General features: G+C 27.7%; 17 protein-coding genes and 1 pseudogene. 1 reads left to right on the forward strand and 17 read right to left on the reverse strand.

Translation table 11 applies throughout. The features are described from left to right. Positions 1 to 10: 10 nt before the first annotated feature. From RDX53_RS00695 to RDX53_RS00710, 4 genes are all read right to left on the reverse strand, one after another. Positions 11 to 307 carry a hypothetical protein gene (locus RDX53_RS00695; RefSeq protein ID WP_295761688.1) on the reverse strand — a complete coding sequence of 99 codons (297 nt, stop codon included), beginning with the start codon at positions 305 to 307 and terminating at the stop codon, positions 11 to 13. A 363-nt stretch (positions 308 to 670) separates the two neighbouring features. After that, positions 671 to 961, reverse strand: a complete 291-nt coding sequence (locus tag RDX53_RS00700) for a hypothetical protein (protein ID WP_195928835.1) — start codon at positions 959 to 961, stop codon at positions 671 to 673. A 172-nt stretch (positions 962 to 1,133) separates the two neighbouring features. After that, positions 1,134 to 1,316 carry a hypothetical protein gene (locus RDX53_RS00705; RefSeq protein ID WP_307993482.1) on the reverse strand — a complete coding sequence of 61 codons (183 nt, stop codon included), beginning with the start codon at positions 1,314 to 1,316 and terminating at the stop codon, positions 1,134 to 1,136. Further along, entirely contained in the window at positions 1,295 to 2,029 is a 735-nt protein-coding gene (locus RDX53_RS00710) for a hypothetical protein (protein ID WP_307993483.1), read from the reverse strand. The genes RDX53_RS00705 and RDX53_RS00710 overlap by 22 nt, the downstream gene beginning before the upstream one ends. A gap of 172 nt (positions 2,030 to 2,201) precedes the next feature. On the opposite strand from RDX53_RS00710, the gene RDX53_RS00715 reads away from it, so the two are divergent. Next, a complete protein-coding gene (locus tag RDX53_RS00715; protein ID WP_307993521.1) occupies positions 2,202 to 2,432 on the forward strand; it encodes a hypothetical protein in 231 nt (76 codons plus the stop codon). Here RDX53_RS00715 and RDX53_RS00720 read toward each other — a convergent pair. The 13 genes and pseudogenes from RDX53_RS00720 to RDX53_RS00780 form a co-directional block, all read right to left on the reverse strand. Continuing rightward, positions 2,422 to 2,931, reverse strand: a pseudogene (locus RDX53_RS00720) (transposase); the annotation flags it as partial. The gene RDX53_RS00715 and the pseudogene RDX53_RS00720 sit on opposite strands and share 11 nt — an antisense overlap. 94 nt (positions 2,932 to 3,025) lie before the next feature. Next, positions 3,026 to 4,474 carry a helix-turn-helix domain-containing protein gene (locus RDX53_RS00725; protein WP_307993484.1) on the reverse strand — a complete coding sequence of 483 codons (1,449 nt, stop codon included), beginning with the start codon at positions 4,472 to 4,474 and terminating at the stop codon, positions 3,026 to 3,028. A gap of 95 nt (positions 4,475 to 4,569) precedes the next feature. After that, on the reverse strand, positions 4,570 to 5,511 hold the full coding sequence (locus RDX53_RS00730) for a hypothetical protein (protein WP_307993485.1): 942 nt from the start codon (positions 5,509 to 5,511) through the stop codon (positions 4,570 to 4,572). Positions 5,512 to 5,722: 211 nt separating this feature from the next. Then, positions 5,723 to 6,376: a hypothetical protein gene (locus tag RDX53_RS00735; protein ID WP_307993486.1), complete on the reverse strand. Its 654-nt coding sequence runs from the start codon at positions 6,374 to 6,376 to the stop codon at positions 5,723 to 5,725. A gap of 26 nt (positions 6,377 to 6,402) precedes the next feature. After that, a complete protein-coding gene (locus RDX53_RS00740) occupies positions 6,403 to 8,553 on the reverse strand; it encodes a ThiF family adenylyltransferase (RefSeq protein ID WP_307993487.1) in 2,151 nt (716 codons plus the stop codon). A 1-nt stretch (position 8,554) separates the two neighbouring features. Then, positions 8,555 to 9,634, reverse strand: a complete 1,080-nt coding sequence (locus RDX53_RS00745) for a hypothetical protein (RefSeq protein ID WP_307993489.1) — start codon at positions 9,632 to 9,634, stop codon at positions 8,555 to 8,557. Between the two features lie 246 nt (positions 9,635 to 9,880). After that, the gene (locus RDX53_RS00750; protein ID WP_307993491.1) at positions 9,881 to 10,327 is read right to left on the reverse strand and encodes a HEAT repeat domain-containing protein; all 447 of its coding nucleotides are present in this window, start codon (positions 10,325 to 10,327) and stop codon (positions 9,881 to 9,883) included. Between the two features lie 84 nt (positions 10,328 to 10,411). Next, positions 10,412 to 11,287, reverse strand: coding sequence for an MBL fold metallo-hydrolase (locus tag RDX53_RS00755; RefSeq protein ID WP_307993492.1), 876 nt, complete (start codon positions 11,285 to 11,287; stop codon positions 10,412 to 10,414). Further along, a complete protein-coding gene (locus tag RDX53_RS00760; RefSeq protein ID WP_307993493.1) occupies positions 11,274 to 11,792 on the reverse strand; it encodes a hypothetical protein in 519 nt (172 codons plus the stop codon). The genes RDX53_RS00755 and RDX53_RS00760 overlap by 14 nt, the downstream gene beginning before the upstream one ends. Before the next feature lie 98 nt (positions 11,793 to 11,890). After that, positions 11,891 to 12,688, reverse strand: a complete 798-nt coding sequence (locus RDX53_RS00765; RefSeq protein ID WP_307993494.1) for a hypothetical protein — start codon at positions 12,686 to 12,688, stop codon at positions 11,891 to 11,893. Positions 12,689 to 12,735: 47 nt separating this feature from the next. Continuing rightward, positions 12,736 to 13,179 (reverse strand): GtrA family protein, encoded by a 444-nt coding sequence (locus RDX53_RS00770; RefSeq protein ID WP_307993495.1) that lies wholly within the window; start codon positions 13,177 to 13,179, stop codon positions 12,736 to 12,738. Positions 13,180 to 13,181: 2 nt separating this feature from the next. Continuing rightward, the gene (locus RDX53_RS00775) at positions 13,182 to 14,192 is read right to left on the reverse strand and encodes a glycosyltransferase family 2 protein (RefSeq protein ID WP_307993496.1); all 1,011 of its coding nucleotides are present in this window, start codon (positions 14,190 to 14,192) and stop codon (positions 13,182 to 13,184) included. A 28-nt stretch (positions 14,193 to 14,220) separates the two neighbouring features. After that, a complete protein-coding gene (locus RDX53_RS00780) occupies positions 14,221 to 15,771 on the reverse strand; it encodes a DUF6056 family protein (protein WP_307993520.1) in 1,551 nt (516 codons plus the stop codon). Positions 15,772 to 15,884 lie beyond the last annotated feature (113 nt).

Raw genomic sequence — 15,884 nt, forward strand, 5'->3', positions numbered from 1 at the left:
TTATGCCTCCTTATTCATAATCATCGTCAAACCCGTCATATTCAAAGTCTTCATCATCCTCATCATACCCGTTTGGATATAACAAATCCTTCATATCATCGAGTTCCTCACGCAACTCAATAAGCTCGCTCTTAGAATATTGTCGAAGTTCATCCTCATATTGATTAAAATCCTCGATAAGCTCCTGAATAATTTCCTCCCTAGTTTCCCAAATTTCCTCTAACTCATCCTCAGAATAATCCGCCAGCTCGTCCTCATCTTGCTCGCAATATTCTACAAGATCCTGTATCATTTCTTCCTTAGTCATAACAATCCTTCCTTTCAATATCTTAAAATTAACTTTATGATTTCTATTTTTAAAATTCATAACTTCATATCTTGCTCATATTTTGCATAGGTTTCATATATTTATGCACGCGTTTTTAAATTTAAAATTCACTGCGTTCATAACGTCAACGACTTCGTACGTTACTTAAAATTCACGGCGTTCATAACGTCAACGACTTCGTATGTTACTTAAAATTCACTGCGTTCATAACGTCAATGACTTCGTACGTTACTTAAAATTCACGGCGTTCATAACGTCAACGACTTCGTCCGTTACTTAAAATTCACTTTGTTCCTCCCAAAAAGTAAAAAAGACTAGAACCTTTATTCTAGCCTTTTTAATTTACTCCCAACCGTGCCATGGAGCAATTTCATCTTTATATCTTTGTACTAATTCCTTACTTCCCACAATCATAGGTTCCAAATCCACTTGACAGCAATTATCCGTATAACTTATTACAACATCAGTAACTTCATACTCGTAAATATTAAACTCGCCGTATAAACTGTCGCTTATAAAATCCCCTTTGTGAGGGATTACATCACTCTCGATTGTTTTGACAATATTCGCAAATTCATCTATTTCTTTGCTTCTTTCGTTTACTAATATTCCTTGTGATAATGTTATTTTCATGGAATGCCTCCTTGTTCGTTTTCAGACTACATTCTACAATTCTACATGAATAGAGTTTTTTCCTTTTTTTTGTGGTATTTTTTTGATTATGGGAAATTATATACCTTTTTTCTGTTCCACTTTTACTACACTTAATTTTCCATTTATCATGGCATTTTAGTTTTTATTTATTTTACAATGTACTTCCGTCTTCAAGTATAACAGTTCCATCATCATAAATCTTCTTCACAGCAGGATAAATCTTCTCTCCACAATATTGACACTTTCCTGTATATCGTGAAACTGCACAAGTATTTCCACAAACAGGACAATCTTCATAAGTTCCTGTACTACCTAATCGTTTTCTCGCATACAACCATCACAAAGACTTCCTGTTACACCATAATTTAAAATAGCATTTTCTTTATCTACATAATGTCCAGGATGTCCCATACCATAACACCAAACTTTATTGCTATTCTTTTCATCTGATGATTTGTTACTACTTGCATTTGAATTACTATTGCTAGCCACTTGTTCTTCTGCTTCTTTTTTCTTTTCTTTACAAATTTTCAAAAGCTCATTACATTTATCCAGCTGCTCCTTAAGACTCTCACTTTTTTTACATTCTTCTATAGTATCTTCAAGATCCTTTTGCGCACTCTTATACTTACCATCATTAATTTCCTCTTCAAAAGAATCAATCGAATCATCTATATTTTTTAATACTATTTTGTTATACTCATTATCCTTATCTTTAACTACATCAGTTTCAGTTTTTATGTCATTAATCTTATCTATTTTTTCTATCTGAAGAAAATATGCTCCATCTTCCTCTGAATCCTTAGCTTCTACTAATAAACTCAGCTGCTCAATTAAATTTTTTGCTTCCGTATCATCTTTTTTAGATTCCAATGCCAATTTAAAATAATCAATAGCTTTGTCATATTCCTCCTCTATAACATTTGATTTCCCTTTAGACATAGCATCTTTATATTCTTGACTTATACCCCCTGACTCTGCTTTGTTACAACCTACAACCATCATTCCTAGAATCAATACCATTAAAATAATTAATCTTTTCTTCATTTGTTTTTACTCCCCCATATATTTTTTTGTTAACAAGATTATAATTCGTTTTTTAACTATTCTCAACATTTTGTCTGGGGAATATCTATAATCCTACATAATATAGCATATATACCTATTAAAATGTATACTATTATTATGATACATTCATATAAGTACGGAGGGAAATTTTATGGAATTAACAAAAAAACAAGTATCAATAACAAAAGGAGTAGCCATACTATTCATGCTACTTCTACATTTATTCTACACAAAAGATTATCAGGGCTTATTCACACCACTGATCATAATTAAAGGTGTTCCACTAGTTTATTACCTAGCCTTGTTCGGGGACTGTTGTGTAGCAATTTACTGTTTTTGCAGCGGATATGGACTTATGTGTACATACAAAAATAACCCATGAAACTGAATAGACTTATTTTGGGTGGTATGCTTACCAACATATGTATATGATCGGTCATCAAGTTCACTTATATTCTTTTCACATCTTTATATTTATATAATTGTGTAATTATTTGTCCTATACTTTCTCGATATTGATTATATATGATTTTTCGTATATACTTAAGTGTGAGGACAATATTGATTATTTGATAGACTCTTCTTCTATTTATATTAGACATAAGCGCTAGGTCTTTTGTACTGTTGCCCACTTTGTATAATCTGTAAATTTCAGCATCTCTCACCCATTTGTATACTGTTGTTAAAGTTGGCACATATAAATAAGAGCCTCCAAATAAGAAACAAGTTATTAATATATTTCTCATAGTGTACTCACCGACTACATAACTTTGTTCCTTGCTGACTTTAGACATCAACTCTTCAAATTGCTTCGGCGTAATTAATCCACATTTTGTAATTATCAATTCTATAAGTTTTGCTAAAGTATTAACTATCTTCATAACTAATCCCCCATAAACTATTCATTACAATCACAACTATATCTAAACTACAACCATTATTACTTTCTTTTTTATTACATTTAATCTATTTACTCTATCTATAAGAAATAAAATTAATATCCTTTAATGAATCTATAATAAATATTTGTTCTTCAGATTCAATCTGAATTCTAAATTGTCCAAAATTATTATATAATTCTATGAATTCATTAAAACAACCATTTCCTTTATCTGCTGTTCCCTTTAATGTATATCCGCCAAAATTTATCTCTATCAATATATCATCTTGTTGCTCCATAACATTAACACTAATACTCTTATTAAAATCAATATATATCGGTCTATACGAAAAATTAAATAATTCCACAGATGATTTTATTTTATTAACAATATAATCAAACTCAATTTTGTTTTTGCACACCTTGCCGATAGTTGGATAAATTAATTCATTTTGACCATCGCTTATAGCCAAACCGCCTATGAGCATAGATTTTTTATATCTCCTATTATATAAAATACTCTCTATAGCTTTACCTACATACTCCTCACCTTTTTCATTGTCACCACTTTTAATTAAGAGCATTCCCAGCCCTAATAATGCATTATCATGATTTGGATTTAACTGTAAGCATTTTTCAAAATTATATTTTGCTTTGTCATCTTCTCCAATAAATTTATACAGTTCTGCTTTCTGAGCATATGCTTGATACATTATTGGATATAATTCTATCGCCTTGTCCAAATATTTTAAACAGTTTTCTTTGTTTTCATCAGATTCAGAATACATAATTTCTTTGTTTTCACCAGATCCAGGATATATAAATTTATAAAAATAACACACACCCATATTTAAATATGATTCTGCCAAATTGCAATTTAAATCTAAAGATTTTTTATAATATTCTATTGCATCCTCAATTTTCTCAGCAAAGTGACAACAAACCCCTAAATTATAATAAACCTCCTCTGTTTTATCAACTGCTTCAGCTTCCTTAAATACCATTATAGCCTCATCATATTCTTCCATCTTTGCCAAACTAATACCCTTTATTATTAATGCCTCATAATTAGTCTTATCTTCATCTAATACTTTTTGACTATACTCTAAAGCCATTTCACAAATCTCCATATTTAAATATATATTAGCATATCTTAAAAATATATATTCACAAGGCAATATATCTTCAAAACTTTTATATATACTCATTGCCTTATCAAAATCTTCGTCTTTCTCATAATTAGATGCCAATAATAACTTTTTATCTAGCTTATGGAGTAAGTCTTCACCTTTCTGAATTCCCAATTTTTCTAATACATTTTTAACATCTTTAGATGCCCCTTTATTCTTAAATTCAAAAATTTCTTCCTCTCTTAAAATTCCCATTGCTTTGTACGCATTTATAGCATTTTTTCTGTTAACAAGTTCACTTTCAGCTTCTATCCTTTGTACTGTTCTTACAGAAACATCAATTTTCTCAGCTAATTGCTCCTGTGATATACCCGTTAGCTCCCTTTTTTCTTTTAAAAAATTCTTTTTTTGCATTCTCCCTCTCCTTATTTATATAATTTGTTTATATAGTAGTATATAAATAACGAAAAGTGAACGACAAAATAGGCGACATTTTTATTTTTTTTATACTACTGACAAAAATACTTCTTAATAACAGTCATTCCATCCCTATTTAACCTACAAAGATACTTCGCTGTATTTTCATCATAATTCTTTTCATTAAAATAATTCCCAGTTATAATCATATAATCTCCATTTATCCTGATGTACCACATCGAATTGCCACTCATTATACATTCCTCGGATCCATCACTAAAACTCATTCTATAAAGACCAGAATCATCTGTGTAATAAATATATCCCGGAGAAATCCCCTGCATATCAGCACCTTCCAAAACTGTTGATTTTTCACCAGAAGTTATATCAACCTTATATATATTTCCATCATCATTAAAATATATATAATTAGAATCCCCCTGCAAACAATTCATCCAAGAATCAACATCCCCGCTACATATAATTTCTTCTGGCCCACCAGCCATATCCATACTCTCCAAATAATAAATGTCATTAACATAATTGACATAATAAATCCTTGACTTGTAAACGGTAAACTCCTCGATTGTCTTTGAATCCGTTATACATTCCTCATCCTCCCCATCCAAAGACATCTTATAAATTCCACTCTTAAAATACCCCTGATCCTCGCTGAACTCCTGCTTCATATAATATATATTTCCATCATAAATAGTGAAATCTATTCCATCTGCCAACATCTGAAAATCCTCACCATTAGTGCGAATTTTGAAAATATATGGGGATATATAATCGCATAATCCCCCCTCAGTGTCTATCACACCATAGAGCCAGTCACCTTGGATGATGAAGTTGTCATCAAATATCGAGCCCTTTTTGCTGTATAATAGTGATGATTTTTTGGTGTTTGTGTCTACTTTGTATATTGAATCGTATATTGCGTAGTACATGTTCTCGTCTTGTGGTGTGGTGTTGGAGCAGGCGGTGATTAGTAGAGTTGTGATTAGTAGTGTTGCTAGGATTAGTTTTTTCATTTTGTTTCCCCCTTTTTTGTTTTTATTTATTTTATTCTTTTGGGAGGGTGATTATCCTTTAAAAAATAAGCTAAATGAATATAAAAAAGAGTACTTCAAAATAGTTTTTTATTCTATTTTTCAGTACTCTTATTTTGATGTTTACATGCATATTTATAATTTTAAATATCTTTGTTAAACCTATTTTGGTATATATTTACTCAATTTGCAATCAGTTTACATTCTCACTATTTTCTTTTTTGGGACTAATATCACATGCAATAACTGTTTTTACAAATCTTTTAGATTTAACCCTTGTAGCTCTCATACATACTATATATACTGCCAGTAAATATATAATTGCTTTCTTATCAAATGTAATTAATTTCATTACCATAGAAAGAATAATATATACTATTATCATCAGAATTGTCGTTGTAGACATATCACGGCACATTAAATAATCTCTGTGTGCAATCAAAACCTTTTTTTCTGATTCATGTTGTCGCAATAATTTATACCATTTACTATTTTCATATTGCCTACGAGATTTTTTCTCTGATGGCATATTATCATAAATTTCACTATATGCTTTAATTACATCATATGTTGTAAAACGTAAATCTTTAGTCTTATCTTTTATATCAGTAAAAATCGTCTCTCCTGGCATCGGACTCCACAAAAAAACAATTATCTTTTTAATATGATTTGAGATCATACAATCACAAACTATGACCATTGCATAGATAATACTTGAAAACAGTCCAGAATTTATAATTGTAATAATCAATTTCATATAGCTATTTTCTTCTATTACTCCATCAAAAGTAATCGTTCCTATCAAGCATAAAACTACCAAAATATTTGCTATAACAAAAATTTTCAATTCATTTTCTCTATAATCTTTTATATTCATTGTTTTTTCCCTTTAATAATATAGTTCTGCGTATTTGTAGGTGATATAATTGTCATTAAAAACATATCTGTACTAACTTTTGTTTCTTCAAAAGTTTTTATATCTCTTTTGCTTGGTGATGCATTCCCAGAAGTATGTGTATGCCATTCCCCAATATATCTCAGATGACCATTTGTTCTTTCATTTAAACTTCTTATATATTCTTTTACTCCTTCTTTTCCCATCACTACAGTATTAGTCTCTCTTTTATTATCTTTAGGAATAAATGTATCTATTACAGTAATTCGTTTAATTCGTTTTTCTATACATCCAATCCATATTCCTGAATTTTCTAGTCCTTCCTTTGAATATTCTTGAATTTTTTGATAAAGTGAATGTTTAATATGAATAGACCATCCATCTACTAATGGTAAGAACACCATTGGTTCTATTTCATAAATATATAGTCGGTTATTTGTCAAATTATCAAAGTCAAAAATATTTATACATGCAATCCCTTTTTCTCTTTCTTGATATTTATTAATCAGATGTGGAACTACACTTGCATGATTGCTTATTGTTGCATCATCTAAAATCATAGTATCAGAACTACAACCAAATCCTATATGATATCTCATATCCTCTGGTTGTTTATATGTAAGCCAGTTTGAAATAATATCTTCTTCCAATGCTTTCAAATATAAAGATACTTGCATATCATATACATCAGGATTTCTATTTTTACCTTCAAACAAAGAAAGTCCCATCTTTCCTCCTAAGTATATTTCTGTTCTTAGCATTGGTGATTTTATAATTTCTCTTGATAAAGACCAAAATAAACTTCTTTTTGAAGCAGTACAATCAACCGTAATACCCTCTGGCAGTATATCTATATCAAATATATTTTCAAAATGACTTGAACTATTATTAGTAAACATACAGTCCATTTCAATTTTCATAATACGAGCTTTTGGAAAACCTATAGCAGCCCTTTTACTTACATAATGCCTTACTAAATTATGTGGTAAAATAATATCTTTATCATAAAGATGTTGCTCTGTATATCCCATACGTGCTAAATTCATAGAAATCTTAGAGCCTAATGCCCCACACCCTAATATATTAATTGGTCTCTTTGAAATATTCTCTGTGCCAGACAACCTCTCAGTCATTTGCTTATTTAAAGATTGAATTGTTACAACTTTTTGAACAAGACAATTTTTAATATCTGCGGAAGATTTTAATTTATACGATAGTAATACTGCTATAAATTCATACTCAGAAAATCCACCAATTACCTGCATTGGACGCTTTACTGCCATAATAATTAATATATCTTTTAATTCATCAAGTTTTTTTCTCTCATAGAATTTATTCTCCATCTTACGAATTCCATGTTGTATTCTACTCTCACAAGGAAAATTTTTTAAATCTTTTTCCTTATAAAAAGGTTGACTAATATAATCGCTTATTACATTTTTCCTATCAAATACAAATATACATGGCAGAATATTTTTATCTAATCCTTTATCGTATTGTAAATTTAAAACTTCAAAACATTGCTCTCCCTTTTTTTTCATTCCTATAACACAATCTCCACAATCTTGTTTATACGTTGATATAATATTTAATAAATAATCAAAATCAATTTCAACAAATCCTGATATATTTTCATATCTAACTGTTTCAAACCCATCATCATTTATAAGTTCGCCATTAACCAAGTCAGAAAACCAATCATTAACACGATCACAAAATGCCATTGGACCATTTTCATAAAACCATTCGTTTATATCTCCCCTGTACAGACATGGATTCATCATTTGAATATTACTATCAGGAACACCATTATTCAAATGTGGTATTCTATCAACAGGAAAATCATTTCTTACAAATAAAATTGCTGGTGCAGAAAAAGGATAATCTGTTCTTGCATACATTAGAATTTCCTCATTCGGATTAACATCTAGTTCTCTATATACACCATTTGTTGGTATTGAAATTTTTAGCTTAATATGAATAAATAACCCTTCAGATAAGTTACTTTCATATATTTTTATTATATCCATACTATAATTTTCATTTATTGATTCTATTAACGGCATATATTTTTCAGGATACTCCTTTAATTCATGAAATTCGTAGCATTCAAAAATTGTATTCTGCATATTATTTCCCACCATATGATTTTTGTGTAAAAGAGTTATATTGAGTTGTTGACATATCAATGGACTTAATTGAAAGTCCTTGACCAGTAATTTTAAAAGTTAATGGTTTTGGGTTGTTCTCATTCGGATATTCTGCTGTACATTTAAACCTTTCTGCCTCTTTTAAATGCTTTATATATACATTTTTTGCTCTATAACTTGGTGGATTATCGTCATCACGCTTAATAGCTTTGCTTGAAGAAACTATATAAGCCTTTTCTTTGGATTTTTCAAGAAAGGATTTAATATTTGAATCTGCTTTTCCTGTATGTGTATCTTCTGTACTAACCGCATGCCAAGAGCAGTGGTGTGGTGCCAATAATAAATCAAATTCCATATCTGGATTTAATTCAATAACTTCTTTCCAATTATCACAAACTAGATCCCCACCAATTATAGCAACATATGTACTACCATTAATCTCGAAACTTATTTTAAAAGAAGCCGTACAGTCATTTACATCTGATTCCTCATCATCATTTGCTTTCTTTACCGGTCTTAATACAAATATTTCTGCACCATAATCTTCATCTCCATTTATAGTATCAATAGTTGCTCCAGCGGGAATAATAACATTAGTGTAATCTTTTAACTCTTTGCTATATCCTACAATTTTTATACGATTACCAGGCAAATCAGCTTTATCTTCACCTAATAAGTCTAGTCTTCTCTGTGCCTCTTCTCTTATTGCATCTGCATCATCATTATAATGTTCATCATCCATCATAAGTTTTGCAGGTACATATAATTCATCAATCCTCATTTTATCGTCATCAAGTTTATCTGGTTCACATAGATTGAAATATTCTCTAATCCCACGACAATGATCATTATCAGAATGAGTTAAGAAAAATGCATCTAAATAAATTTGTCCATTATCAGTAAGTAAATTATTATGCAAATATTCATTGCAGTCATAAATTTTATCATTACTTTGAGCATCTCTGATATTACAATCTATCATAATATATCTTTTATTTTTTGTTTCAATAAGTGTCATATCCCCATTATCTACTGGAAAAAATGTTATATAATTTGCCATATAATCACCTTTTAACCTTTCCCTTTTTATATATATTTAAATCTCGTCTCCATTAAGGTTTAAAACCATTTTACTACCAAACAAATTCTCCCTATAGAAAGGAACATAGAAAATTTAAATTTATAGTTAATCTATACCAGGTCCCCTTTTTATAATTTTTTTAATAAAGAGATTCTCTATTCATTAACTTATATCAATAATCTATTTAATATTTATTGTAAAAATATTTTCTATGTACTTTAACTCTTATTTTTTCTTTTTAGGAAGAGAATTGAATTTATTTTCTAAATATTCATCAAATTTTGATCTTTTTTCATATGCCAATACATCATACATTTCAGGATTAATTTGCAAAAATTTATTTTTAAAAACTTCTAAATCAAATTTTTCTAAATGTGCTTCTCTTTTTGCTCTCAAAAAAACTTCTAATATGTCTTTTTCTTTATAGCCTATATTCTTTTTACCTAATCTAATAGGTTTTCCTTTATATGTAATCCCCAAACTTTGACATTTTCTAAACGCTAACTCTTTTACCTCAAATACTTTATCATGTAATGCTAAATTAATTAATACATCTTTTCGTTGAGGACAATCAATTTTAAATAATTCTTCAATGCCTTTCTTTCTAACTTTATAATCTACTTTTGTTCTACATTTTTTTAGTGCTTGTTGTATTTCTTTATCTTTCTCCATAAAAATACCTCCCCGTAAAGTATAAAATTCTATTATACTATTTTCTATATAAGAAATAGTGCTTATTTAAATTGTATTTCAAAGCTATAAATCCAAACTCCCTATATAATTATCAAACTTTTCTTTGTTCTTATCCTCTAAAAAATCAACAGAATAATTACTATTTCCAACATAAATATCTATTCTTTTTTCATATATATCAAAAATAATATCCCCTGCTGAATTTTGAGTAATAGTATTATATTTTGAATAATAATTTAAATGCTCCGATGGTGCTTCACCTATAACTACAATTTTAGGATTCAATATCTCTAAAATATCATTAGGAACTTTTCCACTTTCTCTACCATGATGTGGTGCAAATAAAACATCTACTTCCTTGAAATCTATATTATCTTTAACTTTTTCAAGTAAAGTAGTTTCTATATCTCCCATCCAAAGAAACTTCACATGATCTGCTTTATACATAATTATAGGAGAAATATTATTAGGACTTTTACCTTCTTTTACAAGTTCTAATTGTTCTTTAAAATCCTTATTGTCAGTTATAGGCCAAAGTATATTTAATCCTGCACTTCCTCTTGCTTTATCTTCTTCATTCAACCATTTTCTTGAACAATCTTTATACAAATAAAATGCTTTCTCTGAGTCTCTAAGTTTGCAATATTCATCAAAAGATTCACTTGGTTTCTCTTTAGCTGCTTCATTCTCAACACAATAAAAATTGCTAATAGGCCATTTGTTATTTAAAGTCTTTAAACCCTGAATATGATCTTCATCTGGATGCGTAGAAATAAATCTACTAATGCCCTTATTCTTAGACTCTGATTTAATTTCATTTATGATATCATTTTCCATATCTTCATCAATACAACAATCTATTACTGTAAAATTATCAGTGTTATGTTTTATATAAAACATATCTCCTTCCCCTACAGACAATGATTTAACTATGCTCATCTGCTACAACCTCCCTTTCATTCTTTACCTTTTCTACTCTACTTTTTATATATTTGGTTTGTTTTCGATATGAAAAGGCAAACAAAATAAATAATAATATAATAAATATAGTTGGGAAAATTTTATTTAAGCAGCTACATTGTTCTATCATTATTAAGTATAACTTAACAATTAACAATGCAAACAATAACCCTAAAATAGATCTATACAAATTATTAGTTTCAGATAAAACTTTTATCTCAAAATCTTTTTTACTTGCAACTATATAATCTTTATAATCAGCAAATATTATAAATCCAATCTTTTTAAATAAAGGCTCTATTACTATTGAACCAATTCTACTCATAATCATACCAATAAAATAAAATATACATAAATTCATAATAGCATCATCTTTAAGTAGATTAATTTTAAAAAGAAAATCCATTAGATAGCAGAAAACTCCACCTGGTAATAAATTATTTAGTATATTATAAGAACTTAGCTTATCTAAAATATTTTCCATATTAATCACCTACATTTTAATTATTTTCACTCTACTATATTAAGTATTAAGTGATAATAACAATATATATTTCCCCATACTTTATCAATGAACATTTTTTATAACTTTTGAATTTTTAAATTTTCAAATCTTATTTCTGTTCCATTCTTTATAGCTGCATATTTTTCACTATTATTTCCCTGTAATGTAGAAAAACAATTTACTAATAAATCATTTCCATTAGAAAGTTTTGATATCGGTACATCAAATTCTAAAATATATCCTTGGAAACTACTAATATGACTCCAATCATAAACTAAATTAGTACTACTATGTAACCTTCTCAAAATATTATCTATATTTTGTAATATCTCAGGTGCATGTCTAACCATAGAATATTGTGTTATTTGATTATCAGCACCTCTTAAAAACGCTTCTATTTCACCTTTATCTTTATATAATTTTGAATATATTATTTCAAAATTCCTTTCAATTTCATCGTCATCTAATTCGTTCATATTATAATTCATTTTTAATTTGTAACTTTTCCCACATATAATTATTCTTTTTTCTTTATAAATAATTTTTATTTCTCTCTCTTTTAGGAATTTATTCAAAAAGCTCTCCTCTTTTTTCAATAAAAAAACTAAATCTCTTAGACCATAACTTTTAATAGATTCTAAATTATCATTACATGTTGTTATATGTTTTAACCTTATGTAACAATTATCAGAATCTTTAAATTGATCATTAATATTAAAAGTTTCCATAAAATTATTTTCTAAATTCTCTATTGTGTCATCCAGATTCTCTTGAATAAATTTTTTCATTTGCTCGTATTCAATATTAAAAAAATCACACATAGACTTTACTACTGTATTTGGTTCAAAAAAATTAAAAATTACTTTTTCACTCACAAAATCCCCCCTTATATTAAAAAAGAAAATACCTAAAATATTTAACTCTACCCTTGCATACTCTCCTTCTCCCCATTAAAAATAAAAAACTTACTAACAACATAATTAAAAATCACAACAAACACACTAGCAATAATCTTTATAACACCATCATTAAATCCAAGCAGAGTTACAAAAACAAACAGCATCAAAGTCTCCACTCCACCAGACATAACCCTAGCAGCAAAAAACATGAAAACTTCCTTAACTAGTTTCTTTATCTGAAGAGACTTGTCCTCAAAAACCCAAAATTTATTCGTAATATATGCAAATACGACAGATATAAACCATGCAATAATATTTGCCAAAAGATAATTAATTTTCAGCAATCTCGTTGCACCAAAATAAGATACATAGTTCACTAAAGTTGTAATCACACCAAATACTAAATAATTGAATATCTCTTTATTATTCCCTTTTAGCAAACCTCCTACTTTTTCTTCTAAACTCATATCTACTCCCCTGTTTCATCATTAACATCTTCACTCAAAGCAACTTCTTCATAATAATTATCATAATTATCATAATTATTACTATTTGCCATATGATTTACATTTGATTCATCTACTATAAAATGAGGTCTCTTCTTAACTTCATAATAAATCTTTCCTATATATTCTCCCAATACACCTATAAACACCAATTGTACCCCTCCAATTATCATTATCGATGCAATCGTTGTAAAATAACCAGGAACATCAATTCCCGAAATTATGATTTGTATAAATAAAAATATTATATATACCAAGCTCATCATAATTAAAAAGCTTCCTATCAAAAAACAAACTCTCAGTGGTCTATTATTAAAAGCTATAATTCCATCTATTCCATATGATAATAGAGATTTTAACGACCACTTAGTCTCTCCAGCTACTCTCGATTGATTTTCATATTCTATAACCTTCTGTTTAAAACCTATCCAAGAGAAAATACCCTTAGAAAATCTATTATACTCATTCATAGCCAGTATAGAGTTTACAGCCTTCCTACTCAATAGCCTAAAATCGCCTACTCCATCGACAAGCTCTACATCTATCAATTTATTTACTATTTTGTAGTATAACTTACTCAAAAAAGTTCTACACTTATTGTCACCTTTTCGATTTCGCTTTGCTATTACTTGATCATATCCTTCTTCATAATATTTAATCATCTCTGGTATAAGTTTTGGTGGGTGTTGAAGGTCCGCATCCATTATAACAACACAATCACCTGTTGAATATTTTAATCCTGCTAGCATACCTGATTCTTTGCCAAAATTTCTGCTAAATGATATGTACTTTACTGATTGGTTGTTTAGACTTATGTTTTTTAATATATCTAATGTATTGTCCTTGCTGCCATCATTTATAAATACTATTTCGTAGTTTATTTTTATATTATCGACTACTTTTTTTATTTCTTTGTATGTATATTTTATTGATTCCCCTTCGTTGTAGCATGGTACTATTATTGATAAAAGCATAGAATCTCCCCCATTTCTAACTTAATAATTATTTATTATTTGCAATCTTTTCCCACTTATCACGATCAATTGTTTTGAATTTTATATCATTTGGAGTGTTGTGATAATATAAAAAGCCTATAAAATCCGATGTGTCTGAATAAAAATATTTTTGATATTTAAATTTAGGTATTAATATTAGATTAGTATCTTTATTAACTATTTTTTCATTCGAATAAGATATAATTTGCTCAAATTGATTATATATATTATTAAAAATATAATATTTGTTAGCTAAAACTAATATTACTAAAATATTTGCTATTATATTTAACCTCTTAGATTGTATAATCTTGAGTTTAATTACATAATTAATAAGGTCTACGCATATTAAAGTTAAAAATATATAACACATAAAAAAACACCTTGTTGATATTGGATTTACAATTATTAATGGTACAGATACACCAATTATAGATGTATAATAAAAATACAATTTCTTCTGTAAGTTTTTATCTTCTATATATTTACATATAGTACTTATTAATATCCATATGATACTAATTGTAACAATGCAGACTAATACACATTTAGAAATCCTTATCCATTTCGGAAAATTATATAAATTCATATCTTTTATTCTAAACATATATCTTATAAAAATTAAACAAGGTATAATCAATAAAATAAAATAGTATTTTTTTTTGTTATTACTAATACTATGTTTTCTTATTAAAAAACATAGTATTAGTAATATTGATATTAAAAAGCAATTATCAAATATTATAAAATCAATCATCGTTAAACCTTTATCCACTATAGCATGTATTATTTCAGATGAGTGATTTATATTAATACTTCTATATCCGTCTGAATTTATCTGCCTATATCCTTTACAGGAAAACATTATTCCCATGCCTATTAAACTTGATATAAAGAGTGATATTGATATATTTAATAAATCTTTATATTTATAACATGAGAATATACATAATGAAAATGAAAATATAACTAAATATATTGTTACATTTTCTATAAATAATTGGCATGATAATTCCAAAATAAAAATTAAAAATATATATTTTTTTTGAATTTTATAGTTTTCATTTATATATTTTCTTAATATTAATAATATTACAAGAAAAATTATTGTTGGAATCAAATAATTCACATAAGCCGCCGTCCATGAATATACTTGAGCATAAATTTCTACAGGAGCAAGCAATATTAGTGCTGTCGGTATTATAAATTTTATATTTTTATCTAAGTTCGATAATTCACTACATAAAAGTATAAGCATAAAAATTCCACTTCCCATAAATATTCCTCTTATATATTTCAGATATTCAAATTTATAGGTCATTGAAAGCAAAACTCCTATTGTATTTCCTATATATCTTCCATTTTTTATATCCCAAGTATTTGTTCCTTTATTATTAAATATAAATTCCCACATGTTATAAAAATTTAAATTTGCAAAAATATAATCATCAGTACTTAAAATAAAATTTAATGCTATAATATTTAACATTATGAAAATTACTATTTTTTGTAAATTAATCTTTTTTAAAAATTCCAATTTTTTTTCGTTTATTCGCATCAAAATTGCATCCTCCCCAAATAATAATTAACAAAAATAAGTTAATATCTTAATATTTATTTTTTATACATCTATTTTTTAAGCTTATAATTAAACTTTTATTAAATATCCTT

Source organism: uncultured Intestinibacter sp. (genome assembly GCF_902468165.1).
GTDB lineage: Bacteria > Bacillota > Clostridia > Peptostreptococcales > Peptostreptococcaceae > Intestinibacter.

What these genes read in the sequence shown, in the direction of transcription:
- RDX53_RS00770 (WP_307993495.1), bottom strand. Translation starts at nt 13,179, where the DNA reads ATGAGTTTAGAAGAAAAAGTAGGAGGTTTGCTAAAAGGGAATAATAAA.
- RDX53_RS00725 (WP_307993484.1), bottom strand. Translation starts at nt 4,474, where the DNA reads ATGCAAAAAAAGAATTTTTTAAAAGAAAAAAGGGAGCTAACGGGTATA.
- RDX53_RS00730 (WP_307993485.1), bottom strand. Translation starts at nt 5,511, where the DNA reads ATGAAAAAACTAATCCTAGCAACACTACTAATCACAACTCTACTAATC.
- RDX53_RS00740 (WP_307993487.1), bottom strand. Translation starts at nt 8,553, where the DNA reads ATGCAGAATACAATTTTTGAATGCTACGAATTTCATGAATTAAAGGAG.
- RDX53_RS00775 (WP_307993496.1), bottom strand. Translation starts at nt 14,192, where the DNA reads ATGCTTTTATCAATAATAGTACCATGCTACAACGAAGGGGAATCAATA.
- RDX53_RS00760 (WP_307993493.1), bottom strand. Translation starts at nt 11,792, where the DNA reads ATGGAAAATATTTTAGATAAGCTAAGTTCTTATAATATACTAAATAAT.
- RDX53_RS00750 (WP_307993491.1), bottom strand. Translation starts at nt 10,327, where the DNA reads ATGGAGAAAGATAAAGAAATACAACAAGCACTAAAAAAATGTAGAACA.
- RDX53_RS00745 (WP_307993489.1), bottom strand. Translation starts at nt 9,634, where the DNA reads ATGGCAAATTATATAACATTTTTTCCAGTAGATAATGGGGATATGACA.
- RDX53_RS00700 (WP_195928835.1), bottom strand. Translation starts at nt 961, where the DNA reads ATGAAAATAACATTATCACAAGGAATATTAGTAAACGAAAGAAGCAAA.
- RDX53_RS00695 (WP_295761688.1), bottom strand. Translation starts at nt 307, where the DNA reads ATGACTAAGGAAGAAATGATACAGGATCTTGTAGAATATTGCGAGCAA.
- RDX53_RS00780 (WP_307993520.1), bottom strand. Translation starts at nt 15,771, where the DNA reads ATGCGAATAAACGAAAAAAAATTGGAATTTTTAAAAAAGATTAATTTA.
- RDX53_RS00710 (WP_307993483.1), bottom strand. Translation starts at nt 2,029, where the DNA reads ATGAAGAAAAGATTAATTATTTTAATGGTATTGATTCTAGGAATGATG.
- RDX53_RS00715 (WP_307993521.1), top strand. Translation starts at nt 2,202, where the DNA reads ATGGAATTAACAAAAAAACAAGTATCAATAACAAAAGGAGTAGCCATA.
- RDX53_RS00755 (WP_307993492.1), bottom strand. Translation starts at nt 11,287, where the DNA reads ATGAGCATAGTTAAATCATTGTCTGTAGGGGAAGGAGATATGTTTTAT.